27 protein-coding genes are annotated in these 26860 nt (G+C 70.2%); 7 read left to right on the forward strand and 20 right to left on the reverse strand.

Annotated features, from left to right (window positions below):
* Positions 1–65: 65 nt before the first annotated feature.
* From ASF27_RS18330 to ASF27_RS18340, 3 genes are read right to left on the reverse strand one after another with little or no spacing between them, the layout of a single operon-like run.
* On the reverse strand, positions 66–452 hold the full coding sequence (locus ASF27_RS18330; protein ID WP_056362299.1) for a type II toxin-antitoxin system death-on-curing family toxin: 387 nt from the start codon (positions 450–452) through the stop codon (positions 66–68).
* Positions 449–673, reverse strand: a complete 225-nt coding sequence (locus tag ASF27_RS18335) for an AbrB/MazE/SpoVT family DNA-binding domain-containing protein (protein ID WP_056168680.1) — start codon at positions 671–673, stop codon at positions 449–451. The genes ASF27_RS18330 and ASF27_RS18335 overlap by 4 nt, the downstream gene beginning before the upstream one ends.
* A gap of 60 nt (positions 674–733) precedes the next feature.
* Positions 734–2608: a M3 family oligoendopeptidase gene (locus ASF27_RS18340; protein WP_056362303.1), complete on the reverse strand. Its 1875-nt coding sequence runs from the start codon at positions 2606–2608 to the stop codon at positions 734–736.
* Positions 2609–2892: 284 nt separating this feature from the next.
* On the opposite strand from ASF27_RS18340, the gene ASF27_RS18345 reads away from it, so the two are divergent.
* From ASF27_RS18345 to ASF27_RS18355, 3 genes are all read left to right on the forward strand, one after another.
* Positions 2893–4383, forward strand: coding sequence for a sigma-54 dependent transcriptional regulator (locus ASF27_RS18345; RefSeq protein WP_056168686.1), 1491 nt, complete (start codon positions 2893–2895; stop codon positions 4381–4383).
* 114 nt (positions 4384–4497) lie between these two features.
* Positions 4498–6471: a L,D-transpeptidase family protein gene (locus tag ASF27_RS18350; RefSeq protein WP_056362306.1), complete on the forward strand. Its 1974-nt coding sequence runs from the start codon at positions 4498–4500 to the stop codon at positions 6469–6471.
* A gap of 233 nt (positions 6472–6704) precedes the next feature.
* On the forward strand, positions 6705–8213 hold the full coding sequence (locus ASF27_RS18355) for a DUF882 domain-containing protein (protein ID WP_056362462.1): 1509 nt from the start codon (positions 6705–6707) through the stop codon (positions 8211–8213).
* Positions 8214–8301: 88 nt separating this feature from the next.
* On the opposite strand, the gene ASF27_RS18360 is transcribed toward ASF27_RS18355, so the two are convergent.
* Together ASF27_RS18360 and ASF27_RS18365 are read right to left on the reverse strand one after the other, a co-directional pair.
* Positions 8302–8568 carry a DUF2312 domain-containing protein gene (locus tag ASF27_RS18360; RefSeq protein ID WP_056096607.1) on the reverse strand — a complete coding sequence of 89 codons (267 nt, stop codon included), beginning with the start codon at positions 8566–8568 and terminating at the stop codon, positions 8302–8304.
* A 169-nt stretch (positions 8569–8737) separates the two neighbouring features.
* On the reverse strand, positions 8738–9076 hold the full coding sequence (locus ASF27_RS18365; RefSeq protein ID WP_056362309.1) for a DUF1244 domain-containing protein: 339 nt from the start codon (positions 9074–9076) through the stop codon (positions 8738–8740).
* 219 nt (positions 9077–9295) lie between these two features.
* On the opposite strand from ASF27_RS18365, the gene ASF27_RS18370 reads away from it, so the two are divergent.
* Complete coding sequence (locus ASF27_RS18370) at positions 9296–9565, forward strand: hypothetical protein (RefSeq protein ID WP_056362312.1); 270 nt, start codon at positions 9296–9298, stop codon at positions 9563–9565.
* A gap of 70 nt (positions 9566–9635) precedes the next feature.
* Here ASF27_RS18370 and ASF27_RS18375 read toward each other — a convergent pair whose 3' ends face one another.
* The gene (locus ASF27_RS18375; protein ID WP_056168698.1) at positions 9636–10373 is read right to left on the reverse strand and encodes an N-formylglutamate amidohydrolase; all 738 of its coding nucleotides are present in this window, start codon (positions 10371–10373) and stop codon (positions 9636–9638) included.
* 280 nt (positions 10374–10653) lie between these two features.
* Between ASF27_RS18375 and ASF27_RS18380 the strand changes: the two genes are divergently transcribed.
* Together ASF27_RS18380 and ASF27_RS18385 are read left to right on the forward strand one after the other, a co-directional pair.
* On the forward strand, positions 10654–11961 hold the full coding sequence (locus ASF27_RS18380) for a glycerate kinase (RefSeq protein ID WP_056168701.1): 1308 nt from the start codon (positions 10654–10656) through the stop codon (positions 11959–11961).
* 127 nt (positions 11962–12088) lie between these two features.
* Positions 12089–12475, forward strand: a complete 387-nt coding sequence (locus ASF27_RS18385) for a DUF1036 domain-containing protein (RefSeq protein WP_082515202.1) — start codon at positions 12089–12091, stop codon at positions 12473–12475.
* Positions 12476–12482: 7 nt separating this feature from the next.
* Here ASF27_RS18385 and ASF27_RS18390 read toward each other — a convergent pair whose 3' ends face one another.
* The 3 genes from ASF27_RS18390 to ASF27_RS18400 form a co-directional block, all read right to left on the reverse strand.
* Positions 12483–13472 carry an Ldh family oxidoreductase gene (locus tag ASF27_RS18390; protein WP_056362315.1) on the reverse strand — a complete coding sequence of 330 codons (990 nt, stop codon included), beginning with the start codon at positions 13470–13472 and terminating at the stop codon, positions 12483–12485.
* A gap of 118 nt (positions 13473–13590) precedes the next feature.
* On the reverse strand, positions 13591–13956 hold the full coding sequence (locus ASF27_RS18395) for a hypothetical protein (RefSeq protein WP_056362318.1): 366 nt from the start codon (positions 13954–13956) through the stop codon (positions 13591–13593).
* A 76-nt stretch (positions 13957–14032) separates the two neighbouring features.
* On the reverse strand, positions 14033–15517 hold the full coding sequence (locus tag ASF27_RS18400; protein WP_056362321.1) for a PAS domain-containing methyl-accepting chemotaxis protein: 1485 nt from the start codon (positions 15515–15517) through the stop codon (positions 14033–14035).
* 561 nt (positions 15518–16078) lie between these two features.
* Here ASF27_RS18400 and pyk point away from each other — a divergent pair.
* A complete protein-coding gene (pyk, locus tag ASF27_RS18405) occupies positions 16079–17515 on the forward strand; it encodes a pyruvate kinase (RefSeq protein ID WP_056168714.1) in 1437 nt (478 codons plus the stop codon).
* A gap of 87 nt (positions 17516–17602) precedes the next feature.
* Here the strand turns inward: pyk and ASF27_RS18410 are convergent, their stop codons facing one another.
* From ASF27_RS18410 to bchY, 11 genes are all read right to left on the reverse strand, one after another.
* Entirely contained in the window at positions 17603–18598 is a 996-nt protein-coding gene (locus tag ASF27_RS18410; protein WP_056362325.1) for an alpha/beta hydrolase, read from the reverse strand.
* Between the two features lie 6 nt (positions 18599–18604).
* Positions 18605–19174: a tetratricopeptide repeat protein gene (locus ASF27_RS18415; protein ID WP_244481051.1), complete on the reverse strand. Its 570-nt coding sequence runs from the start codon at positions 19172–19174 to the stop codon at positions 18605–18607.
* Positions 19175–19324: 150 nt separating this feature from the next.
* On the reverse strand, positions 19325–19450 hold the full coding sequence (gene ykgO / locus ASF27_RS18420) for a type B 50S ribosomal protein L36 (RefSeq protein WP_055886195.1): 126 nt from the start codon (positions 19448–19450) through the stop codon (positions 19325–19327).
* Between the two features lie 416 nt (positions 19451–19866).
* Positions 19867–21006 (reverse strand): photosynthetic reaction center cytochrome PufC, encoded by a 1140-nt coding sequence (pufC, locus tag ASF27_RS18425; RefSeq protein WP_056362329.1) that lies wholly within the window; start codon positions 21004–21006, stop codon positions 19867–19869.
* Complete coding sequence (gene pufM / locus ASF27_RS18430) at positions 21003–21980, reverse strand: photosynthetic reaction center subunit M (RefSeq protein WP_056168726.1); 978 nt, start codon at positions 21978–21980, stop codon at positions 21003–21005. Before pufM ends, pufC begins: the two co-directional genes overlap by 4 nt.
* Positions 21981–21995: 15 nt before the next feature.
* Positions 21996–22820, reverse strand: coding sequence for a photosynthetic reaction center subunit L (gene pufL / locus ASF27_RS18435; protein ID WP_056168729.1), 825 nt, complete (start codon positions 22818–22820; stop codon positions 21996–21998).
* 112 nt (positions 22821–22932) lie between these two features.
* Positions 22933–23121: a light-harvesting antenna LH1, alpha subunit gene (gene pufA / locus ASF27_RS18440; protein ID WP_056168732.1), complete on the reverse strand. Its 189-nt coding sequence runs from the start codon at positions 23119–23121 to the stop codon at positions 22933–22935.
* A 12-nt stretch (positions 23122–23133) separates the two neighbouring features.
* Complete coding sequence (gene pufB / locus ASF27_RS18445) at positions 23134–23355, reverse strand: light-harvesting antenna LH1, beta subunit (RefSeq protein ID WP_056096638.1); 222 nt, start codon at positions 23353–23355, stop codon at positions 23134–23136.
* 142 nt (positions 23356–23497) lie between these two features.
* Entirely contained in the window at positions 23498–23713 is a 216-nt protein-coding gene (locus tag ASF27_RS18450) for a hypothetical protein (protein WP_056168735.1), read from the reverse strand.
* Between the two features lie 104 nt (positions 23714–23817).
* Positions 23818–25284 (reverse strand): chlorophyllide a reductase subunit Z, encoded by a 1467-nt coding sequence (bchZ, locus tag ASF27_RS18455; RefSeq protein WP_056267270.1) that lies wholly within the window; start codon positions 25282–25284, stop codon positions 23818–23820.
* A complete protein-coding gene (gene bchY / locus ASF27_RS18460; protein WP_056362332.1) occupies positions 25284–26858 on the reverse strand; it encodes a chlorophyllide a reductase subunit Y in 1575 nt (524 codons plus the stop codon). The genes bchZ and bchY overlap by 1 nt, the downstream gene beginning before the upstream one ends.
* Positions 26859–26860 lie beyond the last annotated feature (2 nt).

The following is a 26860-nucleotide window of genomic DNA, read 5'->3' on the forward strand; positions in this document are numbered from 1 at the left end:
CCCTTGAGATAAGTCCGCCGGCGTCCCGCGCCAGGGCGCTGCGCCGTTGCGGCGCGGGAGAGGGGTCAGACGGCCGGCCAGTTGTCGCGGATCCAGCGGGCGAGGCCCGCTTCGGTGATCTCGCCAGCGGCGAGGCCACGGATCATGACCACCGCCTCGGCCTCGTCGGTGACGAAGTCGATATCGTTGAGGCCGAGAAAGACGACGAGGGCGAGCAGGGCCGCGCGCTTGTTTCCATCGATGAACGGATGGTTTTTCGCGATCCCGAACGCGTAGGCGGCTGCGAGCTCGGCGAGATCGGCCTCGCCATAGGCGACCCGGTTCACCGGGCGGCCGAGGGCCGATTCGAGGGCACCCTCGTCGCGCAAGCCGCTGGGGCCGCCGAACAACTTGAGCTGGCGGGCGTGGATGGCCTGGACGAGGGCGCTCGTCAGCCAGACAAACGTCGTCATTTGGCCAGCTCGGACAGGGCGTTGCGGTAGGTCTTCATCGCCTTCTCGGCGATTTCCATGCCCTTCTCGAAGGTCGGGTCGAGGGGCGACAGCCGAACGGAACCGTCGCCGCCCTCCGTCAACGAGAGCCAGTCGCCCTGCGCGAGGTTGAGCCGGCTCAGGAGTTCCTTGGGCAGGATCAGCCCGGTGGAATTGCCGATTTTCTTGACTTCGAGTTTCATGACGCTTCGCCTTTCGTTGTACGGAATGTACAACGAAAGGCGGGGCATACCAAACGGCGCTCAGCCCTCCATCGCCTCCAACTCCGCGATCATCCCCTCGATCATGGTGAGCCCGATCTGCCAGAAGCCCGGGTCGCGGGCGTCGAGGCCGAAGGGAGCCAAGAGTTCGCCGTAGGGCTTGGCGCCGCCGGCCGAGAGCAGGGCGAAATAGCGCTCCACGAATCCGTCCTCGGCCTTGGCGTAGACCCCGTAGAGGGAGTTCACGAGGCAATCGCCGAAGGCGTAGGCGTAGACGTAGAACGGCGAGTGGATGAAGTGCGGGATGTAGGCCCAGAACGGCTCGTAGCCCGCATCCAGGGTGATGGCCGGACCGAGGCTGTCGCGCTGCACCGACATCCACAGGGCGTTGATCGCTTCCGCCGTGAGCTCGCCCTCGGCACGGGCGAGGTGCACCTTGCGCTCGAAAGCGTAGAACGCGACTTGCCGGACCACGGTGTTGATCATGTCCTCGACCTTGGCGGCGAGCATGGCCCGGCGCTGGGTCGCGTTGGTGGTCGCGGCCAGCAGCCGGCGGAAGGTCAGCATCTCGCCGAACACGCTCGCGGTTTCGGCGAGCGTCAGGGGGGTGGGGGCCATCAGGGCGCCGTTGGGGCCGGCGAGCACCTGATGCACCCCGTGGCCGAGCTCGTGCGCCAGGGTCATCACGTCGCGCGGCTTGCCCTGGTAATTCACCAGCACGTAGGGGTGGGCCGAGGGCACGGTCGGGTGGGCGAAGGCGCCGGGCGCCTTGCCGGGCCGGGTCGGCGCGTCGATCCAGTTTCGGTCGAAGAACGTCTTCGCGATGCTCGCCATGCGCGGCGAGAACGCACCGTAGGCGTCGAGCACCGTGTCGCGGGCCTCCGCCCAGGGAATCGTGCGCTGCTCGACCTTCGGCAGCGGCGCGTTGCGGTCCCAGTACGGCAGGGCCTCGACCCCGAACCACTTCGCCTTCAGAGCGTAGTAGCGGTGCGACAGGCGCGGATAGGCCGCCTGCACGGCCTCGACCAGGGCATCCACCACTTCGGGCTCGACGCGGTTCGACAGGTGGCGGGATTCGGCCACGTCCGTGAACCCGCGCCAGCGGTCATTGATTTCCTTGTCCTTGGCGAGGGTGTTGGTGATCAGCGTGAACGTGCGCAGGTTCGCCCGGAACACCTCGCTGAGCGCGCCGGCCGCCTCCTTGCGCACGGCCCCGTCCGGGTCCTGCAGGCGGTTGAGGGTCGGCTCCAGGGTGAGCTGCTCGCCCTGTACGGGAAACCGCAGGGACGCGATGGTGCCGTCGAACAGGCGGTTCCACGCCGAGCGGCCGGTGACCGACTTCTCCAGGAACAGCTTCTCCGTGCGGTCGTCGAGCTGGAACGGCTTCTCGCGACGAAGGTCCTCGATCCAGGGGGCGTAGGTGGAAAGCGGCCCGTCCGCCATGGCCGCGTCCATGGCGGCGTCGTCGATGCGGTTGAGCTCGAGGGCGAAGAACAGGAGGTGGCTGGACGCCGTCGTCAGGCGCTCCTGGGTGTCACCGTAGAATTTTTCGCGCGTCTCGTCGGTGGTGTCGCCCGAGTAGACGAGGCCGGCGAACGACATCAGGCGGCCGAGCAGATCCTCGATGGCCTCGTAGGCCCGGACCGCCTCGGCGAGGCGTGCGGAGGCGTCCGGGCCGGCGGCGAGGTCCGCCAGCCGGCCGACATAACGCTCGGAGACCTCGCGGCAGGCCGTCTCGGCGCGGGCGAGGTCGGCGCGGAAATCGGGGGCGTCGATGCCGGAATAGAGGTCGCCGAGGTCCCATTCGGGCAAGGCGCCGAGGTCGGCGGCGAGTGCGGCCGCCCGTGCGGCGCTGGCCCCTTCGGCAATGGCGACGATGCCCGCGCGGCTGGCTTGGGCGACGGCTCGACTCGGCATGATGGGAGGCTTCCTGGGGCTGGGCACTGAGGCGCCGCTGCCCGGTGATATCGAGCGGGCCGGCCCCGCGATCAACCGCCTTGTGGGCGAAAGCCGACGTCCCGGCGCGGGAAAAGCAGGGGTGCGGCGTCGCCGACCGACGATCCCCGGAAAAGTCGGATCGTCGTTAAGCGCGGCTTTACGCTCTTGGGGCACCCTGCGGATCGAAACGAAACAGTCCGGCGCCGCATCACCGAGCCCGTCTCGCGGTGCGGCCACCTCCCCGCGAGACCAAGGCGCCCCCCATGTCGACAACGGTCCTCATCGTCGACGACGATCCCGTGCAGCGCCGCCTCGCCGAGGCGATGGTGCGCCGGCTCGGCTTCGACGCGAAGGTCGCAGAGACCGGCGCCGACGGGCTCGCCGCCCTGCGCTCGGGCGAGCCCATCGACGTGGTTCTCCTGGATCTCGTGATGCCCGGCGGCCTCGATGGCCTCGGCGTGATGGCCGAGATGCGCAAATCCGGCCTCGACGTGCCGGTCATCGTCCAGACCTCCAACGGCTCCATCGATGCCGTCGTCACCGCCATGCGCGCCGGGGCCGTCGATTTCGTGGTGAAGCCCGCCGGCGCCGAGCGTCTGCAGGTCTCCATCAAGAACGCCCTCAAGGTCGATCAGCTCGAGGAAGAGGTCCGCCGCATGCGCCGGCGCGCCTCCGGTTCCCTCTCGTTCAAGGATCTCACCTCGAAGAGTCCCGACATGGAGCGGGTCACGCGGCTCGCCGAGCGGTCGGCCAAATCCAACATTCCCGTGCTCATCGAGGGCGAATCGGGGGTCGGCAAGGAGGTCCTCGCCCGCGCCATCCAGGGCTCGGGCGACCGGCGCGGCAAGGCCTTCGTCACGGTCAATTGCGGCGCGATCCCCGACAACCTCGTGGAATCGACCCTGTTCGGCCACGAGAAGGGGGCGTTCACCGGCGCCACCGAGCGCCACATGGGCAAGTTCGTCGAGGCGTCGGGCGGCACCCTTTTCCTCGACGAGATCGGCGAGCTGCCCCTCGACGCCCAGGTGAAGCTCCTGCGCGCCCTGCAGGAGGGCGAGGTCGATCCCGTGGGCGCCAAGCGCAGCGTGCGGGTGGATATCCGCCTCATCTCGGCGACGAACCGCTCCCTCCTCGATCTGGTCAAGCAGGGCCGCTTCCGCGAGGACCTGTACTACCGCCTCAACGTCTTCCCCATGACCCTGCCGCCCCTGCGCGCCCGCCGCGAGGACATCCCCGATCTCGTGCGCTCGTTCTGCGCCCGGTTCGCGGCGGAAGAGGGCAAGAAGGTTCGCGCCGTCACCCCCGAGGCCATGGCGCTGCTGACCCGCTACGGCTGGCCCGGCAACGTGCGCCAGCTCGAGAACGCCCTGTTCCGCGCCGTGGTGCTGGCCGATGGCGATGAACTCACCGTGGCGGAGTTTCCGCAGATCGCCGCCCAGGTCGAGGGCTTCGACGTGCGCATCCCGGCCGCCCCCGTGCAGCCCATGGTGCAGGCCGGGGCGCCCGAGCCCGTGCGCGAGATCGTCCGGGTCGAGGTCCGCGATCCCCACGCCATGAGCCTGGTGGCCGAAGAGACCGGCGAGATGAAGACCATGGATGGTCTGGAAGCCGAGATCATCCGCTTCGCCCTGCAATTCTACCGCGGCCGGATGTCGGAGGTCTCGCGCCGCCTCGGAATCGGCCGATCCACCCTCTACCGCAAGCTCAAGGACCTCGGGCTCGACGGCGACGACAAGGCCGAAGAGGCCGCCTGAACCAAAATGGCACAGGTGCGCCCTCTAGCGAGGGCGTGCCGTTGCGCACCCGTACGCGCCGGTCGATATCTTTAACTGAAGCGACCGGCCGTCCGGTCCGCAGGAGTTGCACCCATGGGCGTCACGCGCTCCGCCTCCGTCGCCCTGTCGGCCCTCGTTGCGGGCTGCCTCGGTTACGGCGCCCACGCCGAGGTCGCCGCGCCGGACCGGCCGGACACCCCCGTCGTGCAGAAGGCCTCCGTTGATCCGGCGCTCCCGGAGACGGCGAGCCCCGTGGCCGTGCCCGCCTCCCCTGAAGCCGCCGCTCCGCCGGCCGACGCGTCCCCCGCGCCCGTCGCCGAGGCGCCCCCGCCGGTGCCGAGCGATCCCCTGGGCGCCGCCGTGGCGGCGCGTCTCGCCGACCCCGCCCCCCTGCTGCCGCGCCTGACCACGAAGGACCGCGAGGCGATCCAGGCATTCTACGCGCTGGGCGCTTTCAAGCCCGTGTGGATCGTCGACGGCGCCTACACGGCCGCCGCCAAGGCCGCCGCCGCGCGTCTCGCCGCCGCCGGCGAGGACGGCCTCAAGGCCGCCGCCTACCCGGTGCCGGTGCTCGGCACCCAGCCGCTCACCGAGGCCCAGGTGGCCGACGCCGAGCTGAAGCTCTCGGCGGCCGTCGCCCTCTACGCCCGCGACGCACGCGGCGGACGCGTTCACCTGTCGAGCGTGTCGCGCCTCATCACGCCGACCCTCGACCTGCCCGCCGCCGACGCGGTTCTGGGCCGGATCGCGCCGGCCGGCGTCCAGGCCGGCGTCCTCCTCCAGGCCTACAACCCGAGCCAGCAGGGCTATCTCGCCCTGAAAGGCCGCCTCGCCGCCGCCCGGGGCGGGCAGGCCCCGGCGGGCGAGCCCACCGTGCATCTGCCCACCGGCCCCGTCCTGAAGCTCGGCATGCGCGATCCGCGGGTGCCGGCCCTGCGCACCCGCTTCGCCCTCGCGACCCGCACGGCGGGGACCCTCGACACGGCACCGGGCGAATCCGATGCGTACGATTCCGCCGTTTCGGCCGCCGTCGCCGGGTTCCAGCGCCGCCGGGGGCTGCCCGTCACCGGCACCCTGACCCAGCAGACCGTGGCGGCCCTGGGGCGTCCCGACGCCGCGCCCGTGTCCGACGACAACGAGGCCGCGCTCCTCGTCAACATGGAGCGCTGGCGCTGGCTGCCGGCCGACCTCGGGCGCGACTACGTGATGGTCAACATTCCCGAGTTCCAGGTCCGGGTGTTCAAGGACGGCGTCAAGCGCGACGAGGCCCGGGTCATCGTCGGCAAGACCGAGAGCCCGACGCCGATCTTCTCCGGCCTCATGGAATACGCCGTCGTCAATCCATCCTGGAACGTGCCGCCCTCGATCCTGAAGAACGAGTTCCTGCCCGGCCTCGCCCGCGACCCGAACTACGCGGCGCGGCGCGGCTACGAGGTGGTCTACCGCAACGGCAACGTCTCGGTCCGCCAGCCGCCGGGCGAGCGCAACGCGCTGGGCTTCATCAAGTTCATGTTCCCCAACAACCACGCGGTCTACCTGCACGACACGCCGAACCGGTCCCTGTTCTCCGGCTCGCGCCGGGCGCTGAGCCACGGCTGCGTGCGGGTGGAGGATCCCTTCCGCTTCGCCGATTCGGTGCTGCCCGCGGCCTGGTCGGGGGAGCGTCTGAAGAAGCTCATCGGCAAGGGCGAGCGCACCATCCGCCTCGCCGAGAAGCTGCCCGTGCACCTCGCCTACTTCACCGCTTACGTCGACGATCTCGGCGGCTACCGGACCCTGCCGGATCTCTACGGCTACGATTCGCGCATGAAGATCGCGCTGGGTCTCGCCCCCGGCAGTCTGCTCGTGGCCAAGGCCCCGGCCGGCAAGGCGACGCCGAAGCTCGCGGGATCCAGATCCCCCGCGCCGGCGTCGAACACCACGCCGTCGCCGGAGGTGCGGCGCAAGCCCGTGCGCGAGGTCCGGGCGGTGCAGCCCGCCCGCACCGCCGCGCGACCGCCGGCGGATTTCGGCGAGCCCGGCCTGTGGACCCCGACCCCGTCGCGGCCGTCCTCCGGCTGGTGGTAGGCAGGGTTTCGGCCCGGCGCGGCGCGGCCGCGAACCGGAAAACCCCGGGACAGCCGTCCGGCGTGTGCCGCCGCACGCCGGAGCACGATTTCGCCACGGTTGGATCTTAGCCATAAACGGCATCGACCGGCGGACAGTCGAGGATCCGATAACCGCGCGTTCATGGTTTTCGGCAACCTTGCGTTCACCATGATCCGCCCGGCGCGCGGGATCCGGCAGAGGTGAGGACGAACGTGCGTCAGTTCCTGCGACACGGCCCCCGGTCCGGCCCGCGCCCCGCGCGCCTGCGCCGTGCCGCCATCGCCGCCTCGGGTATCGCCCTGGCCCTCGTGGCCGGCACGCGCGGCACCCAGGACGCGGTGGCCAACGGCGACACCCGCACCCTCTCGATCTTCCACAGCCACACCAAGGAAAGCCTCACCGTCACGTTCAAGCGCGACGGGCGCTACGACCGCGCCGCCCTCGAGCAGCTGAACTGGCTCCTGCGCGACTGGCGCGCCGAAGAATCCATCAAGATGGACCCGCGCCTGTTCGACACCGTGTGGGAGGCCTACCGCTCCGTCGGTTCGCAGGAGCCCATCACGGTGGTGTCGGCCTACCGCTCGCCCGGCACCAACGCCATGCTTCGTCGCCGGTCCCGCGCCGTCGCCGAGTACAGCCAGCACATGCTCGGCAAGGCGATGGACTTCTACCTGCCCGACGTCTCCATCGACCAGATCCGCGCCGTGGGCATGCGGATGCAGCGCGGCGGCGTCGGCTGGTACCCGCGCGCGGGTTCGCCCTTCGTCCATCTCGATGTCGGCTCCGTGCGCTCCTGGCCGCGCATGACCCACGACCAGCTCAGCCGCCTGTTCCCCGACGGCAAGACCGTCCACCTGCCCGCCGACAACCGCCCCCTGCCCGGCTACGAGCTCGCCCGCGCCGAGGTCCTGGCCCGCGGCGGTACCGTGCTGGGCATCACCCAGGTGGCCCAGCAGGTGGACGAGGAGGACGGCCCGAGCATCCGGGGATTCTTCGCCAGCCTGTTCGGCGGCGGATCGAGCAGCGAGCCGCCCGCACCGGCCCCCGCCCCCGCGACGCGGGCCCGCGCCAAGCCGAGCGTGGTGGTGGCGAGCGCCGACCCGGACGACCAGACTGGCACCCGCGCAGCCCTGGCCTACGCGGCGCCCGCCGCCGACGACACCCTCAAGTCGGCCCTCCTGCGCCGCGATGGGCGCGATGCCCAGACCCTCCTGACCGCCGAGAAGTCCACGGAGACCAGGGTGCCCGACGGCAACACCGGGGATGCGGCCAGAGCGACGGCCGAGGTTCCGCTCCCGCCGCGTCGCCCGGCCGAGTTCGCCGCCGTGGCCGCCGCGCTCACGATGCCCCTGCCTCCGCAGCGTCCGCCGGTTCAGGTCGCGGGCCTCGGGACCGCCGGCATGGCCAACCTCGCCCCCGCCCAAGCCCAGATGTCCACGCAGGCGCCCTCGCCTGCCCGCCTCGTTGCCGCCACCGCCGACCCGAAGCTGCAGTTGCGCGCCCTGTTCGCCGCCGCCGCGCAGGGCGCCTCCGAGCCGGCGAGCCGCGCCGCGCCCGTGCGCCTCGCCGTGACCCGGACCAAGCTCGACGGCGCACCCGCCGGCAGCCTGACCCAGCCGGCGGCCGTCGCCACCCGCTTCTCGGCGCGCGCGCCCGGCGATGACCTCAATGCAGGACGTTTCTCGGGTTCGGCCACCCGCCCGGTGCCGGGCGCGCGCTGATCCCCGCTCGGGCGATCCCCGAAACGACGAGGGCCGCGGCAGGAATGCCGCGGCCCTCGTCGTTGTGTGCCATGGGCCGGCGTCCGCCTCACACCATGCCCAGCGCCTGCATGTAGAGTTCGAGGATGGCCTCCTCCTCCTGGCGCTCGGCGTGATCCTTCTTGCGCAGGGAGATGATCTTGCGCAGGGCCTTCACGTCGAAGCCGGTGCCCTTGGCCTCCGCGTAGACGTCCTTGATGTCCGAGGCGAGACCGGCCTTCTCCTCCTCGAGGCGCTCGATGCGCTCGATGAAGCTCTTGAGCTGGTCGGCGGCGACGGACGAAGCATCGACGGCGGGTGCGGCGGAAGCGGCCATTTTCGTCTCAATCCCTGACTGGCGAGGCGCATCGTTCACGAGAATGCGCCGGAACCGCTTCACTAAGCGTTCAAGCTTACCGGGACCTTACGGCCCCGGACCGCAGACCGTCGTGGTCGCGTAAGCTTTTGTTCCTGAACGCGCTTTCGCCGAATCGTCGGGGCTGGCTTCAGTGCGGTTCAGCCGCCGCCCCGGTGAAGGCCGCCTGCTGCTCCGGCGTCGCCTCGGCTTGGTGCAGGCGCTTCCAGGCATCGTAGGGCATGCCGTAGACGGCCTCGCGGCTCGCGTCCTTGGTCAGCGGCACGCCCTTTTCGTCGGCGGCGTCCTTGAGCCAGTTCGACAGGCAGTTGCGGCAGAATCCGGCCATGTTCATCAGGTCGATGTTCTGCACGTCCGTGCGTCCCTGCAGGTGGGCGACGAGGCGCCGGAACACGGCGGCTTCGAGCTCCGTCCGGGTGGCGGCGTCGATCCCGGTCGTGCTGCTCCCGGGCGTGCTGGTCTCGGTCATGGGATGTCCTCGGTGTGACGGGCTGCTCGTTCAGGAAAGGTCGTGTCCAGGCCCGCGCCGTCAAGGACGGACGGCCGATTCGGATTCGGCGCCGCCGCTTCCAGTCTGGTGCCAAACCGCACGACGTTCGGTTCGGGGCGGGCCTACATCAGCGCTACACAAGAACTCACGGCCCACCGCCTTTTCGACGGAGACCGCGATACTGAAAGGTCCAACGTCATGAACATCCGTCTTGCTTCTGTCGCCGCCGCCGTCGTCTTGAGCCTGAGTGCCGTTGCTTCGCCGGTTCTCGCGCAGAGCTACACGGCACCCGCCGGTGTCTCGGCCCATGCGGCGCCCGGCTACACCACCGGCCGCGCCCTCGACGATGAACTCACCACCGGTTCCATCGCCCCGCGCCGGGACGACGCCTCCGCGAAGGAAGGCAACGCCGAGCAGAACAGCTTCCCGGTCTGGCAGTACGGTCGGACCTCGGGCGGCACCCGGTAAGCCCGATCTCGGGATGAATTGGACGGCGGGGCGAGAGTCCCGCCGTTTTCGTGTGCGCGCCGCAGGCCGATCAGGGCAGCAGCGGACGCAGAAGCTTGGCGAACCGCGTCGCCCATTCGATCTGGCCGGGTTCTTCGGCGATGAGGTCCTGGCGGATCTCCACCAGGGCGTTGCGCAGGCCGCGCGCGAGGGCGTGCCGGTCGATGGTGTCTCCGGGAAGCCCTCCCCCGTAGGGTTCGTTGTCGCCGACCGTGAGATCGGCCGGGTCGGCGCGCAGACCCGCGATGAGGGGCGCGCTCAGGCGGTCGTCCCGGTCCCACAGGATGCCGACGTGCCAGGGACGCGGTACGGTGCGCCAGTACGGCGTGAAGCTGTGCATGGTGAGGATCGCCGGCGGCACGCCCGTCGCCTCGGCCGCCGCCACGTGGGCGTCGATGGCCGCGTCGAAGGGCTCGTAGAACCGGCGGATGCGCTCGGCCTTGCCGGCCTCGTCGATGCGGGCGTTGCCCGGCACGATGGCGCCGTCGGACAGGCGCATCACCAGGGTCGGGTCGGCCCGGCCCCGGTTGGGGTCGATGATGAGGCGTGAGAACCGGGTCAGGATCGCGGGCGCGCCCAATTGCACGGCGAGGTGCCGGGTCACGGCGGCCGCGCCGATGTCGTAGGCGATGTGGCGTGCGTATTCGTGGTCCGGTACCCCGAGCCGGTCGAGGTCGTCGGGCACATGGTTGGAGGCGTGATCGCAGAGGATCAGCAGGCCCCGGGCCGGATCGCCCGGGATGGTCTCGACGGGATGTGGAGGCTGCATGGGCGGCGGGGTCCGTGGATCCGTTCGGGGCTCGGGCGGGCGGAACGCGGACGGAGCCGTGCAAGCATCCGGCCGCGCCATCGCGGGGTGTCCCGCGTCATCGCATGCTTGCCGCGACCTTGCCGCGGCGGCGGGTGTCGGGCACAGCACGTATCGCGGACAAGCGCGGGCACGGCAACAATCCGGCCCGAGGGAATTCGTCCCGCGAAACAATCACGATCCGGCGACGCAACGCCGGGCGGCCTTCCACGACCGTCTTTCCGCGATACACGGACACGCCATGACCGCGCCCTCCCCCGCCGACCACGCCGCCGCCCGCACCCTCCTCCTCGGCATCCTCGACGAGGCCATCGCCGCCGCTCATCCCGCGCGCTGCCTCGTGCCGCACCTGCCCGCCCCCGGCCCCGGCCGGCTCATCATCCTGGGCGCGGGCAAGGCCGGCGGCTCCATGGCGGCGGTGGCGAGCCGGTTCTACCGGGAGCAGCACGGCGTCGACGCGAGCCGCATCGTCGGCCTGGCGGTCGCCCGCCACGGCTACGGCGAGGAGGCGCCGATGATCCGCATGGTCGAGGCCGGGCACCCGGTGCCCGACCAGGCCGGCATCGACGCGACCGTCGACGCCCTCAAGATCGCCGCCGATGCCGGGCCGGACGACGACGTGCTGGTGCTGCTCTCGGGCGGCGGTTCGGCCAATTGGATCGCGCCGGCCGGCGACCTGACCCTCACCGAGAAGCAGGCCATCACCAAGGCGCTCCTGCGCTCGGGCGCGCCCATCAACGAGATCAACTGCGTGCGCAAGCACCTGTCGCGGATCAAGGGCGGGCGCCTCGCCATGATGGCCCGCAACGCCCGCTCGATCCTGACCCTCGCGATCTCCGACGTGCCCTTCGACGACCCGGCGGTGATCGCTTCGGGCCCGACCGTCCCGGACCCCTCGACCCTGGCGGAGGCCCGTGCCATCTGCGAGCGGCGCGGCATCCCCCTGCCGGAGACGGCGAAAGCGCTGCTGAACGATCCCGTCAACGAGACCCCGAAGGCGGGTGACCCGTCCTTCGCCCGGGCCGAGTACCGCATCATCGCCCGGCCCATCGACGCCCTGGAGGCAGCGGCCGAGGCCGCGCGCCGCGCCGGCTACGAGCCGGTGATGCTCGGCCCCGATGTCGAGGGCGAGGCCCGTGAGGTCGCGGCCGAGCACGCCCGGCTCGCCCTCGACCACCACGCTCGCGGCGCCAAGGTCGCGATCATCTCAGGGGGCGAACTCACCGTCACCATCGTGGGCGAAGGCCATGGCGGCCCGAACCAGGAATACGCCCTGGCGCTGGCCATCGCGCTCGACGGCGCACCCGGCATCCTCGGCATCGCCGCCGACACCGACGGCACCGACGGCGGACGCGGCGAGGCGACCGACCCGGCCGGCGGCCTCGTCGACCCCACCACCCTGGCGCGTGCCCGCGCCGCCGGCCTCGACCCCGCCGCCATGCTGGCGGACAACGATTCGACCCGGTTCTTCGACACCATCGGCGACCTCGTCCAGCCGGGTCCCACCCGCACCAACGTCAACGATTGCCGGGTCATCCTTGTCGGGTAAGGGCATGGGTCGACAGGGCATGGGTCGACAGGGGATGAGCCGTCAGGGCATGGGCCGACGCCGTCACCCGACCCTTCCTTCCCGCAAGGGGTGGAGCGTCCGGGCGGGCGTGCTCGCCGCTCTCCTCATGACCGCCGCCCCGGCCCGGGCCGACCTGCGCATGTGCAACCTCACGACCAGCAAGGTCGGCATCGCGCTGGGCTACCGCGACACGCAGGGCTGGGTGACGGAGGGGTGGTGGGACGTGGCGCCCAAGGGCTGCGAGACCCTGCTCAAGGGGACCCTGGCGGCCCGGTTCTACTACGTCTACGCCGTGGACTACACGCGGGGCGGCGAGTGGAGCGGGCGTTCGCTCATGTGCACCCGGGACCGCGAATTCACCATCCGGGGCGTCGAGGACTGCCTGGCGCGCGGCTACGATCGCAACGGCTTCTACGAGGTCGACACCGGCGAACAGAAGAGCTGGACGATCCAGCTCACCGATCCGAACCAGCCGGCGAATCCCGCGCCCTGAGCGGGCCTCAGAGCGCCTCGATCTCGGCGAGCAGCGCGTCGGAGAGGCTGATGCCCGCCTGCGCCGCGCGGGCGCGGGCGGCGAGCCGTTTGGTGCCGGGCAGCCGGGCACCGTCCTGATCCTCGATCATTCCCGCCAGCACGGCGAAGCGCTCGCACGCATCCGCCGCGAAGGCGGTGGCGTCGAGGACGAGAATGAGCTGGCCGGTGCCGGGCGGGCCGCCCACGGCGTCGAGGAACGAGGTCGCCTCGCCGGCAAAGCGTGCGCCGACGAGGCCGGCCGCGAGCAGCTCGACCATGAGGGCCAGAGCCGTGCCCTTGGCGTCGCCCAGCGGGATCATGGTGCCGGCGAGAGCCGCCGCCGCGTCGGTGGTGGGGTGGCCGTCCGCATCCACCGCCCAGCCCTCGGGGATCGTCTCTCCACGCTGCTTGGCGGCGATGATGTTGCCCCGCGCCACCTTCGAGAGCGAAAGATCGACCACGATGGGGGGCCGCCCCGGCAACGGGCAGGCGAAGGCGATGGGGTTGGTGCCGAACACCGCCCGGTTGCCACCCCAGGGCGCCATGGCGGCCGGCGCATTGGCGAACAGCAGAGCCACCAGCCCCTGCGCCGCCAAGGCTTCGGCCGGCCGCCCGGCGGCACCGCAATGGTGCGAGCGCCGGATGGCCGCGGCCGCCACACCCTGGCTCCGGGCGATCTCCGGGAGTTCGGCGACCGCCCGGTCGAGGGCCGGATAGGCGAAGCCGTGGCCGGCGTCGATGGCGAGCAGCCCGGGCCGGGGCCGCGTCACGGCCAGGGTCGCATCGCCCACGACCTTGCCGGCGCGAACCTGCGCCCCGTAGGCCAGCAGGCGCATGAGCCCATGGGTCGCGAGGCCGTCGGCCTCGGCGCCGACCAGGGCGCGGGCGGTGCTCTCGGCCTGGTCGTGGCCGGCACCACAGCGCAGGAGCGTGCGCACGGCGAGGTCGTGGGCGGCGGCCAGGGTCAGGGTCGGCATTGTCTGAGGCTCATCCCGTCGCGTCGATCGAACCGGAACCGGACCGGGTTCGATCCGCGGTCCCCCGGGGCGGTTTGACGTGTCCGGGACACGACGTCCACCGCAGGGACGGGTGTCGTCAGGATCGGTCGGTCGTGTCCGGGGTGAAGGTGGCGTCGTAGAGTTCCTGGTGCTGCCCCAGCAGGGCGTCGATCCGGGAACTCAGTTCGGCATAGGCCGCCCGCATCTGCTGGAAGTTCGCGTTCGTTTCCCCCTGAAGCGTACCGAGGCGGCCGCGCTCGTCCGGGTCGGGATGTCCATCGAGCACCCGGCTCGTCTCGCGCAGGGCCAGGGCCCTCACCTGCCGCTCCGCCGCATCCAGGGCCGCGATCTGCTGCGCCAGGTGCTCGGCAGCATCCATGAGTTTCGCAACGCTCGCCCGGAGACTCTGCCGGATCCGCGCCACGTCCGAGAGTTTGTGGATCGCATCGTTCGCCGGCTCCATGAGGCAGGGATTCCCATCCTACAGACGCGGCCGCTCGCCCGTCGGGCAAGGCCACGAGATCGATGGTCGACCGTCGTCAGCGCGCCAGGACGCGGGCCGCATCTTTCGTCGTGTCGACGGCCCGGGAGACCGCGTCGATGGATCCGGTGATCGCGAGGGCGTTCTGGGCGATGGCCTGCACGGCCTCGGCCGCCTCCTGCATGCTCGACGACATCTCGCGCGTCACCACGCTCTGTTCCTCGATGGCGGCGGCCGTGCTGACCACGTAGTCGCGCATGGTCCCGACGGAGGCCTGGATCGTATCGAGGGAGCCCGCGACCTGTTCGGACGCATTCTGGACGCTGTCGATCTCGCTCGCGATCTGGTTCGTGGCGTGGGCCGCCTGGGCGGCGAGGTTCTTCACCTCCTGGGCGACGACGGCGAAGCCCCGGCCCGCCTCCCCGGCCCTTGCGGCCTCGATGGTCGCGTTGAGGGCGAGCAGGTTGATCTGGCTCGCGATGTTCTGGATCAGCGCCACGATGCCCGTCATGGCGGTGGCGGTACCCGTGAGCTTGCGGGTGACCGTGCCGGCCGCCTCCACCTGCCCGTGCGCGGCATCCGTCGCCGTACGGGCCTTCGACATGCCGTGGGCGATCTCGTTCACGGAGGCGGCGAGTTCCTCGGCGGCGGCCGCCATGGTCTGCACGTTGTGGGCGGTGCTGCCCGCCGACCGGGTCGCGGCGTTCGAGGCTTCCGACGAGCGCAGGACGGCGCCCTCGATCTCCCCGAAATTCCGATCGATGAGACGATTCAGATCACCCAGCAGGGCCACCTGCGCGGTGACGTCGGTTGCGAACTTCACCACCTTGTAGGGCCGGCCGGCGGCATCGAGGATCGGGTTGTAGGAAGCCTCGATCCAGATCCCGCGACCGCCCTTGCCGATGCGCTTGAACTGACCCTTCTGGTACGCGCCTTGCTGCAACGCGCTCCAGAACGCGGCGTAGGCGGGCGTGTCGCGCAGAGCCGGTTCGACGAGGAGGCGGTGATGCTGTCCGACGAGCTCGGGCAGCGTGTAGCCGACGACGGCGAGGAAGTTCGCGTTGGCGTCGAGGATGGTGCCGTCGAGACCGAAGGCGATGACGGCCTGGGACTTGTGGATCGCATCGATCTGACCCTGGCGATCCGCGTCCTGGGCTTTCTGGCGCGTGATGTCGGTCGCGAACTTGACGATCCCGTAGGGCTTGCCGCTCCGGTCGAAGACGGGATTGTAGGAAGCCTCGATCCAGATCTCGCGGCCGTCCTTGCCGATGCGCTTGAACTGCGCCGCCTGGAACGTGCCGCTCCGAAGGGCCGCCCAGAAGTCCGCGTAGGCCGGGCTCTCCCGCATGGCGGGTTCGACGAAGAGGCTGTGCGGCTTGCCCACGATCTCGTCCAGGCGATAGCCGACGACGGCGAGAAAGTTCTCGTTGGCGCGCAGCACGGTTCCGTCGAGGGCGAACTCTATGATGCCCTGGGATCGATCGAGGGCCGACATCTTCGCGGACGTCTCGGACCTGCCGCGGTGAAATTTCTCGAAGATCATGCGTCGTCCTGCCTTCAGAGCTATACTTGTTTTCGATGCATGCCCGCGGCGTTCGATAGCGAAGACAATGAACGTACTCACGGTTGCTTGTCCGACCGGTGATCACAATCGCGGCATTCCGGTTAAGACTCACTGAAGTTTCGCGAAAATAACAACCTGAATGCGAATGATTCTCATCAGAAGTCTGTTCCGCTGCGTGCCCTTGCGGTGGAAACGGGACGCTGGAGGTGGAGGACGCCCGCGCAAAGGCATTGCGGGCGGCCCGCGCCGGCTCATGGGTACCGCGAAGGCGAAAGCCTGGAGAGGGACCGGGTCGAGGGCGAGACGCCATCTCGTTGCGTCCTGCATCACCGAGGATTCCCCGCGTTGGAACGGGCGCCGAGTCGTTCGCCCGCGCGCGGGTCCGTGCTCGGGCCCATGTCTTGGCCGCATCGCACCGCCGCGGACGGAACGTCGTCTGCACACCGTGTTCTTGACGCGCTGGCCCCATGGGTGCTTGTGGCCGTTCGCTCAACGCCCGGTCGTTCGAAACCGGCGGGGCCGCTCTCGGAGGAGACTGCTTTGAAACGTTCACGCCGCACGAAGATCATCGCCACGTTGGGCCCGGCCTCCGACACGCCGGAGATGATCGAGAAGCTGTTTCGCGCCGGCGCCGACGTCTTCCGGCTCAACATGAGCCACCTTCCCCGCGAAAAGCTGCCCGAGAAGATCGAGGTGATCCGCACCATCGAGCGCGAGCTGCGCCGGCCCATCGCCGTGCTGGTCGATCTCCAGGGGCCGAAGCTCCGGGTCGCCGCCTTCGCCGAGGGTGCCGCGATGCTGGAGAACGGTGCGTCGTTCGTCCTCGACAGCGACCCGACGCCGGGCGACGTCACCCGCGTGTTCCTGCCCCATCCCGAGATCCTCTCGGCCCTCGAGCCCGGCCACGTCGTCATCGTCGACGACGGCAAGCTGCGCCTCGTCGTGACGGAGGTGTCCGAGGGGCGCGCGGTGACCCGGGTGGTCATCGGCGGCCGCATCTCCAACCGCAAGGGCGTCTCGCTCCCCGACACGGTGATCCCCGTCGCCGCCATGACGGAGAAGGACCGGGGCGACCTCGAAGCCGGCCTCAACGCCGGCGCCGACTGGATCGCCGTCTCCTTCGTGCAGCGGCCCGAGGATGTCGCCGAGGTGAAGAAGGTCGCGGCCGGCCGCGCCCTGGTCATGGCCAAGATCGAGAAGCCGCAGGCCCTGACCCGCCTCGACGAGATCATCGAGATCTCCGACGGCATCATGGTGGCGCGCGGCGATCTCGGCGTCGAGATGCCCCTGGAGCAGGTGCCGGGCGTGCAGAAGCGCATCACCCGCTCTTCGCGCCGCATGGGCAAGCCCGTCGTGGTGGCGACCCAGATGCTCGAATCGATGATCACCGCCCCGGTGCCGACCCGCGCCGAGGTCTCGGACGTCGCCACCGCCGTCTACGAGGGGGCGGATGCCGTGATGCTCTCGGCCGAGAGCGCGTCGGGTGCCTTCCCCATCGAGGCCATCACCATGATGAGCCGCATCGCCGAGCAGGTGGAGCGCGATGCCCTGTACTGGACCATCCTGACGGCCCAGCGCTCCGAGCCCGACGCCACCGCCTCCGATGCCATCGCGGCGGCCGCCCACCAGATGGTGGACGCCCTGAACCTCACGGCGATCATGGCCTGGACCCATTCGGGCTCCACGGCCCTGCGGCTCGCCCGTTCGCGGCCCAACGCCACGATCATCGCGCTGACCCCGAAGCGCGAGACGGCGCGGCGCTTGGCCCTGTGCTGGGGCACGCACCCCATCGTCACCAACGATGCCAGCGACGTCGACGACATGGCGTTCCGGGCGGCGAAGTTCGCCGTGCGCGAGCGCTTCGCCGATATCGGCGACCGGGTGATCGTGGTGGCCGGCGTGCCGTTCGGGACACCGGGCGCCACGAACCTCGTGCGCATCGCCTTCGTCACCCGCGAGCACGCCGCCAAGGCGTGACGCCCGCTCCCACGGATTTCCAGCCTGTGGTTGGGATCCGTGGGGTCCGGTGGACGGGCGGCCCGCGTCGGCGTCCGGTCCGGAGGCCTACGGCGCGGCCGGCTCGCGCGCGGTGATTCCGTCGGCAAAGCGCTCCACCTCATGCACCAGGGCGTCCACGGCGACGTACTGGAGCATGTGGCCGATGCCGGGCAGGAGCACGAGGCGGGCGTCTCGGATCGCGGCCGCGAGGGGCACCGCCTGCCTGTCCACGGGTACGGCCGCATCGGCGTCGCCCGAGATCACCAGCGTCGGGACGGTGAGGCCGGCGTAGCGCGGTGCCTGGGCCTCCAGGGCTGCCGGCAGGCCGGCGAGGTCCTGGAGGTTGGCCACGATCGATCCGGGCCGCACGACGAGTGTCGCACGGCTGCGGTCGAGATAACCCGGGGGCGCCTCCTGGGGGCGGAACACGGCGCCGCCGGCGCGCGGCAGGTAATACAGCGCCACGGGCGTCGCCACGGTATGGCCGAGGAGCCAGGTCATCGGCGGCCACAGGGCGAGGCGGTAATACCACGGCACCGTTCCCATGCGCGGATACGGCATCGCCACGGGTGCCGCGAGGACGAGGCCCGCCACCCGCTCGGGGTGGTCGAGGGCGAGTGCCGTGGCCAGCGCCCCCGACCAGGAATGGCCGAGCACGATGGCCGGGCCGATCCCGAGACGGGCCAGGGCCGCCGCGATGGCGTGCGCCTGCGCGGCCGGTTCGGCCATGTCGGCGCCCCCCAGCCGGTCGCTCCAGCCCGAGCCCGGCCGGTCGAAGGCGATCACCCGAAACCCGTCCGCCGCGAGGCGCCGGCCGATGCCCTCCATGGGGTCGGAGGCGTTGGCGGAAGCACCGTGCAGAAGGATTACGGTTCCGCGCGTCGACGGGTTCGGGCCTGCTTCGATGCTGGCGAGGCGCCCGCCCGGTACCGGCACGAAAGGCCCCTGCGGCGGGTGCCGTGCCTCGACCCGCCAGGTGATGACGAGGGTCGCCAGGGCACCGGCACCCAAGACCATCGCGACGAGGCCGAGCAGCCCCGCGAAGACCTTCAGAAGCAGCATGGAGTCTTACAGGTCCCGCCCGTCGACGTCGGGGGCGAGGCGGTCGATGGCGCCCTGCAGCTTGTCCATGCGCGGATACAGGGCGGCGGCCCGGCGGAAGGCTTCCAGCGCCCGGACCTTCTCGTCCATGGAGAGGTAGATCCGCCCCAGAGCCGCCCAGGCCTCGTAGTGCCGGGGTTCGATCACCAGGGTGCGCTTGAGGTCGGTGATGGCGCCGTCCTGGTCCTTGAGCAGCCAGAACACCGTGGCCCGGCGGTTCCAGCCCTCGGACCAGCCCGGCTCCAGGGCGGTGGCCCGGTCGAGCAGCTCGACGGCTAGGGGGAAATCCTGGCCGCTCATGGCCTGGCGGGCGCGCTCCGTCAGAAGGTCGGCCGTGGCGCTGCCCGAGCGCCCGAGGCGCTGCTCGATGAGGCGGGCCACGCCCTTGGCCTCGGCATCGTCCTCCGCCGCCTTGAGGCGGGCATAGAGGTCGTCGAGGCTGACGGCAGTCCGGGGCTTGTCGACCGGCTTCTCGGTCGCTTTGCTGTCGGTTGCCTTGGAAGGCGGCAGCGCGTGGGCGACGGGGACAAAGCCCACGCAAAAAGCCGCGACGAGCGCGGCTTTGAGAGACGTCCGAGGCTGGATCTGGGGTGGAATCTGGCACGGCATGAGGTGAGCTTCCTCGCCCCGCCCGATGCCGTCAACCCGCCGGCTTGCCGCGCCCCGAGAGGAGCGGGCGAACGGGTCTCAGCCCTGGCGCGCCTTGAAGCGCTTCTGGGTCTTGTTGATGATGTAGACGCGGCCCTTGCGACGCACGATCTGGTTGTCGCGGTGACGGCCACGGAGGGACTTGAGGGAGTTGCGAATCTTCATCGGTCTCACGTCGGCCGGACATCTAAGTCCGCCGCCTGTCCATAGGGTCTCGGGAACGAGGCACCCCGAACGGCGGCCTCGGCGATGTGTGTGGACGCATCGCGGAAAGGCGGTTGCCTTATCAGGATTCGTGACGCCAAGGCAAGGCGTACGCGACGCGAATCCCACCGCGTGGTGGTTGGTGGCCGCAGCGGGCGACCGTGGTCCATAGCACGGATCGCCAAGCAGGTTTCGCAAAAGTGGTCTCCGGTTTTGCGTCGAAGACCTGCGACAGACCAAGGACCCAAGCAGAGTGAAGCGTTGGCGTGCCAACGCGAGCCTGCTTGGGCCGCCGCCCTTGAAACGGAACGGCCGCCGGGCGGGTGCCGGCGGCCGTGGCTCGGTACGGACAGCGGGGCGGCGGCCCCGCTCTCGTCTCAGGGCTGGGGCGCGGCCGGGGCCGTGGGCGGCGTCGCGGGCACGGCCGGCGTTTCCGCCGGGGGGGCGTCGGGGGTCGGGGCCGGCGTCTTGACCACATCGGCCACGGTCACCTTGGTCAGTTCCGGATAGGCGTCGACCACGTGGGAGCCGTTGAGCGGCTTGCTCTGGCCGTTGTGGCAGGTGGTGCAATTCACCTTGGGCACGTCGCCGAGCACCCCGAGGCGGTTCCTCGGGAAGGTCGAGGTCAGGGGCTCCATGAAGTTTCCGTTGAGGTCCCGCACCATGCGGATGCCGTGCCAGGCGGTGGTGCGCTGGGGCGTGCTCTGCTGCCAGTTCGAGATGGCCCGGGTGTTGTGGCAGAAGGTGCAGTTGACCCCGAGCCCTTCCGACATGTGGATCATCAGGCCGTAGGTCTTCTCCGCATCCTGGATCGGCTTGCCCTTGGTGGTCGGCAGCGCCGTGGTGGCGTTCACCCGGATGGCGTTGTTGTCGATGGACTTGTCGGCGAGATACTCGGTCAGGGTGTCGTAGGGCAGCGAGGCGAGGCCGACGGAGGGGGCGGCCATGTTCTGCCCGTTATTGCGGGAGACGAACCCGCCCGGACGGTTCGGGCCGGGGTTGGTGAACCAGATGTTGGCCGGCACGGGCTGGCCGCGGTGGCAGGTGTAGCAGGTGACGCCGGCCCCCCCGACGTGGTTTGCCTTCCAGTCGCTGTTGATGTGCTGGGTCATCTGCAGCATCCGGCGGGCGACGCGCTTCTGATAGAGGCTGTCGTCGGCCATGTTCTCGGTGTTGTGGCAGTAGGTGCAGCCCTGTTCGGGCGAGACCCACTCCGTCATCGAGACCATGAGGCGGTTGAATTCGTTGGTCGTGAGGCCGCTGAGAACCTTGACGTTCTCGTAGGTCTGGCCGGCGAGCTCGCCGCCCTCCTCCGCCGGATCGGCCGGCGCGGGCGCCACGTTGGCGTCCTTCTTCTCGGCGACCTCCGCGCGGGTATGGACCTGGTCCATGCCCGTGCCGCGAAAGCCGTTCTGGGTGGTGGTGAGCGGCGGCCGCTCCCAGCCGGAGGTTCCGAACATCGCCACCGTGAGGAAGAAGGCGATGGAGGCCCCGAGGACGACGAAGAAGGTCTTCATGGGGTCCCTCCGGGCTGGCTCAGGGGATCGACGATGGGCGCATAGACCTGCGGGTAGGCCGGGGCGACGCCGTGCTTGACCGCCCAGAGGTACCAGTTGTCGACCACGGTGCCGGTGAGCAGGATGCCGATGCCGCCCGTCAGCGTGGTGAGCACGGCGAACCACCAGGCCCAGCGGTGCACGGATTCCATCGTGGCGTTGAACCCCATGGTCCAGCGCCAGAACAGGGCGGCGCGTTCCGTCGCCGTGCCGCGATCGACGATCTGGTCGATCTCACGCTCGCCGCCGAAGCGGCTGACCGCCAGGATGGTGCCGCCATGCATGGCGAACAGCAGCGTCGATCCGTACAGGAACACGATCGAGAGCATGTGGAACGGGTTGTAGAACAGGTTGCCGTAGCGGAGCGAGAAGGCGGCGGTCCAATCGAGGTGCGGGAAGATGCCGAACGGCACCGCCTCGCTCCACGAACCCATCATCACCGGGCGGATGAAGCCCAGCACGAGGAACAGCCAGATGGCGGAGGCGAACGCCCAGGGCACGTGGTAGCCGAGCCCCAGGGCCTTGGCCCGGCGGAACAGGCGCAGCCACCACAGCAGCACCGAGGCCGTGAGGAAGAAGCCGGCGATGAGCCACCAGCCGCCCTCGGCCAGCGGAGGCAGGACCTTGAGGCCGTATTGCGGGCGCGGCGGCTCCAGGGCGAGCCAGGGCAGCTGGCGCACGAACTGGACCGGGTCCCAGTTCACGCTCGCCCACATGTTGAGGCCGATGATCTCGAAGGCGATGAGCCCGCAGGCGAAGGACAGGGCGCCGAGGTACCCGATGTAGATCGGGCCGACCTGCGAATTGCCGATGAGACCGAACAGGTAGGAGTTGAACGGCTTGCCCCAGCGCTTGTCGGAATCGACGGGGATTCCGAGTTCCGGAATGACGGGTCGGACCTGCACTTCCGTGAAGATGTTCTGATAGTAGGCCATTGTTCGGTCCCCCTCTCAGCGCCAGACCGGGAGATTGAGCCACCAGCCCCACCATTCCGGCCAGCCACGGGTCCAGAACGGGCCGCTGATGACGATGCAGACGGCGCTCCAGAAGCCCGCCGACAGGGCGAGGAACAGGCCGAGGCGATGGATGCCGAGCGTTCCGATGGAATACCCGATGGTGTCGCGGAAGAAGGTGTCCTCGTGCTCGGGCGTCTTCACCACTTCGCCCTTGCCCGGATTGGTCGAGGACAGGATTAGCGCGCCGTGGAGCGAGAGCGCCAGCGTCGTCGTGAAGAAGAACGACACCGCGAGCATGTGCGCCGGATTGTAGTGGAAGTGCAGATACTGGTAGCCGGTGTTCGACACCCAATCGAGGTGGGAGAGGATGCCGTAGGGGAAGCCGTGGCCCCAGGCGCCCATGAGGAACGGACGGACCACCACCAGGGACACGTAGGCCAGGATCGCCACCGAGAAGGCGAAGGGCACGTGGTAGCCGATGCCGAGCTTGCGGCAGATCTCGACTTCGCGCAGCGCCCAGGACGAGAACGCCCCGACGGCGCAGAAGGTGATGATCTGCCAGAGGCCGCCCTCCTTGAGGGGGGCGAGCGCCAGGCCGTATTTCAGGTCCGGCGGCGCGATGTTGATCTGCCAGATGTTCCAGGTCGGACCGAGGGCGGCGCCGTAGATGATCAGCGCCGTGCCGAGCACGGAGAAGAACAGCGTCGTCACGCCGAAGAAGCCGACGTAGAACGGCCCCACCCAGAAATCGAACAGGTCTCCGCCCACCAGCGTGCCGCCGCGGACGCGATATTTTCGTTCAAAACTCAGCATCGCCATCGCGAAACCCTCCCGGCGCCAGCGTCACGGTTCGTGTCGGGTTCTTATGGGTGGTGCGGGCGGGGGCCGGGGATCGGCCACCCGCCCGCTGACCTTGGCTCGGGTGTGCCCGTCAGGCGGGCATCGTCGGCAGGACGAGGCTCTGCGCATCGGCGGCGCGCGGGGCCTTGGGGCCTTCCAGCCAGTTGAACCGGTCGGTGCTGAGTAGAATGAAGTGGATCAGCAGGGCCAGGATGAACAGGAAGGTGAACAGCGCCACCAGGGTGCGGCGCGGATCGAACAGAAGCCAGACCTTGTGCATGGTGCGTCCTCCTCAGGAGATGAGCGAGGCGACGGTCTGGGCCGCCGTCTCCAGGGCCGCGTAGCCCTTGGGTCCCGGCAGCCACGGGCGCCACATCCACACGAGGATGTGGGCGACCACGGCGATGGCCGTGAAGATGATGAAGCTCGTCAGGAAGATCGCGTGGAACTCCTTGGCTTCGGGTTCCGTCAGCCCGGACAGGCTGCTGGGTTTCTCGACTATGCCGTTGGCCATCGGTTGAACCTCCGTGGGTCTGGCCGCGCGGGAGCGCGGCGGCTGTCACCGGGGCCTCGACGGACTCCGGCGGTCCTTCCCTCCAGTGTGGATGGGAGGTCGGTGGCGGGCGGGCTCGAGGGGCCGCGCCCGGAGAGGCAAATCATCCCATGAACACGAAGGGGATGGCCGAGACGGCCATGCTGCGCGCCTCGGCGAAGACCGAGCGCCGCTGCGGCACGATCCCGACCGGATGCGTCGGCATCAGGCGCTGGGCGCAGGCGGCGGCGAGGAAGAACGGGTAGGTCGCCGCCAGGATGAGGCGGAACTGGACCGCGTCCTGATGCAGGCGGGAGACCGGGTTCAGCGAGCGTTGCATGGGGCACGTCTCCTGTGGGCGGATCGTTGCGGCGCTTAGGCTCGGCAGGGGCCGGCCGGACGGCGCCGCGCCGCTCCAGCCGGAAAGGGATGGGGTGCGCGCGCTCATGCGGCCGCTCCGAGGGCGGTGTCGGCGCGCGCGCGCGCCACGTGATCGGGGGTGACGCGGGGCGCATCCTCGCGGCGCGCGGCCCGCTCGGCGGCGTCGCGCAAGCGTTTCGCCGCCGAGATCCGCACCAGGACGGGATGGGATTCGACGAGGGCGTCGAGGTCGGCGCGGGCCGCCTCGTCCCACGGCAGCTCGCGGTGGAACCGCGCCGGCGTCGCCTCGACGGCATCCATGTCGCGGGCGAGCGGCAGGATGTGGAAGAGCATGTCGAACAGGGCGTTGCAGACCTCCTGCACGAGGTAGGTCGCACCCGAGAACCCCATGAACGGCGTGCCGGTGTGGCGCCGGATGATGGCGCCGGGAAACGAGGCCGGGACGAAGATCGCCCGGGCGCCGGCTTCCGCCGCGTACATCCGCTCGTTGAACGACCCGAACAGCACCAGGGGCGGATTTTTCGCGATGAGGTCGCGGATCGTGGCGTTGTCGGTCTTGGCGCCGGCCTTGCGGGACACAGCGAAGTGGCAGGGCAGGCCCATCTCGTCTTCGAGGAAGTGCCGGACGCCCCGCGCGTAGGTGTCGGACGCCACGATGCCGAAGCTCGCCGTGCCGAAGAAGTCCTGGGTCACCGAGCGCCACAGGTCCCAGACCGGCTTGATGGTGGTGTGCTTCTCCCGCTCGATGAACGGCTCGGGGTCGAGGCCGAGGATCTCGCCGAGCGAGCGCAGGAACTGGGTGGTCGAGTGGATGCCGATGGGGGCCTGGAGGTAGGGCCGCTCCAGGGCCTCGCAGAGCAGGCGCCCGAACTCGCGGTAGAGGCAGATGTTGGCATCCGCGTTGACGAGCTTCGGAACGTCGGCGAGGTGCGAGCCGAGGGGAAACGCCAGGTTCACCTCGGCGCCGATGCCCTCGACGAGCCGGCGGATCTCGGCGAGATCCGAGGGCATGTTGAAGGTGCCGTAGGCCGGGCCGATGAGGTTGACGCGGGGGCGCTCGCCGGCCTTGCGCTCGGGCCGGGCCGGGATGCCCTTCTTGGCGAATTTCCGCGCGCCGTATTCCTGCCAGAGCCAGGACATGGCTCGGTCGGCGGTCTGCCACTGGTCCTCGTCGATGGTGCGCGGCAGGAAGCGCTGGAGGTTGGTGCCCTCCGGGGTGACGCCGCCGCCGATCATCTCGGCGATGGAACCGGTGACGACCACGCTGGGCTGGCCCGGATCGAGGGTGGCGTGCGCCCGCTTCATCGCGGCTTCGGTGCCGTGGCGGCCGAGCTCCTCCTCGGCGAGCCCCGTGACCACGATGGGCAACTCGTGCGGCGGCAGGGCGTCGGTGTAGTGCAGCACCGAGGTGACGGGGAGATTCTCGCAGCCCACGGGTCCGTCGATGACGACCTGCAGGCCCTTGATGGCGGTGAAGACGTAGACGGCACCCCAGTAGCCGCCGGCCCGGTCGTGATCGAGGACGAGCATCAGGCCATCTCCCCGATCGGATCGTGCGCGCCCTTACCCCGCGTCGCGGAGGCGACGTTCTGGCGGAGCTTGGGCACGTCCTCCCAGATGCCGGCACTGTGGCCCTCGCCGACGCCGGCGAAGAAGTCCCGCATGGCGTCGAAGCGGGGGCGGTTGCCGATGGCCGCGTTGATGACCTTCGCCAGCGACCCGGCGCCGGCGACGCCCATGAGCGGGCGGGCCGAGATGAGGTTGGTGAAGTACAGGGCCGGGATCGCCAGGGCCTTGGCCTTCTGCACCACCGGTGTGGTGCCGATGGCGAGATCCGGCCGGTATTCCATCAGGGCGGCGAGGTCGTCCTCGAGGGAGGCGCGGAACCGCACGGCGACGCCGCGCGCCTCGAGCCAGTCGCGGTCGGCCTCGGCATAGGGTGTCCGCGGGCAGGCGGTGCCGACGTAGCGCAGATCCGCGCCGCTCTCGACGAGGAGGCGCCCGACGAGGAGCTCCGAGCCCTCGTAGCCCGAGAGGGTGATGCGGCCCCGGATCGGGGTCGCGGTGAGCGCCCCCCGGATCATCGGCAGCAGCCGGTTCTTGGCGGCCTCCACGGTGGCGCGGGGGACGGCGCAGGCCTCGCCGATCCGGTCGAGCCAGTCGGCGGTGCCGTCATGGCCCACGGGAGCCGAGCCGACGATGGGGCGGCCCGCGGTCTGGAACTCGCGGATGGAGGCGGTATAGAACGGGTGGATCGCCGCCACCGCCGTGCAATCCAGCGCCGCGTAGAGTTCGCGCCATTCCCGTGTCGGCACGACGGGGCCGGCGGCGAGGCCCAGGGGTTCGAGGAGAGCGCCGATCACCACCGGGTCGGCGGGGAACATCTCGCCGAGCAGCGCCACGGTCGGGCGCTCGGCCCGCCCCGCCCGCGGGGCCTGGACCGGACCCTGCTCGGCTTCGGTGCGGGCGAATTTCAGCATGGCGCCGGCCAGAACGTCCTTGGCCTCGGCATGGGTCGGCACCCCGAAGCCCGGAACGTCGATGCCGATGATGCGGACGCCGTCGATCTGCTTGGGCAGCAGCCGCAGGGGCACGCCCGAGGCGGTCGGCACGCACAGGTTGATCACCACCACGGCGTCGTAATCGGCGGGTTTGGCCACGTCGAACACCGCCTCGCGGATGTCCTCGAACAGCTTGCCGGTGACCAGGGTCTCGGAGTTGAACGGCACGTAGCCCACGCTCCGCTTCGCCCCGTAGAAATGCGACGTGAAGGTCAGCCCGTAGACGCAGCAGGCCGAGCCCGAGAGGATCGTCGCCGTGCGCCGCATGCGCAGGCCGACGCGCAAGCTCCCGAAGGCCGGGCACATGCTCTGGGGCTGGTCGTGCGGCCCCTGCGGATAATCCTTTCGCAGTTGCTCCAGCGTGTCGGACATCCCGGCGGCCTCGGCCGCCGCCCGCATCGTCGCCTTGCCCGAATGGCAGCCGAGGCCGTCGCCCTTCGTGGCGGCGAGCACCACCTCGGCCGGGACGGCCGGGGCCGCGAGGCTCGAAGCGGGGCGCTCCTTACGGGCGCGCAGATCGGCGATGTCGAGGGTGACGGCCATGC

The organism is Methylobacterium sp. Leaf102 (genome assembly GCF_001422425.1).
In the GTDB taxonomy this organism is placed as follows: domain Bacteria; phylum Pseudomonadota; class Alphaproteobacteria; order Rhizobiales; family Beijerinckiaceae; genus Methylobacterium.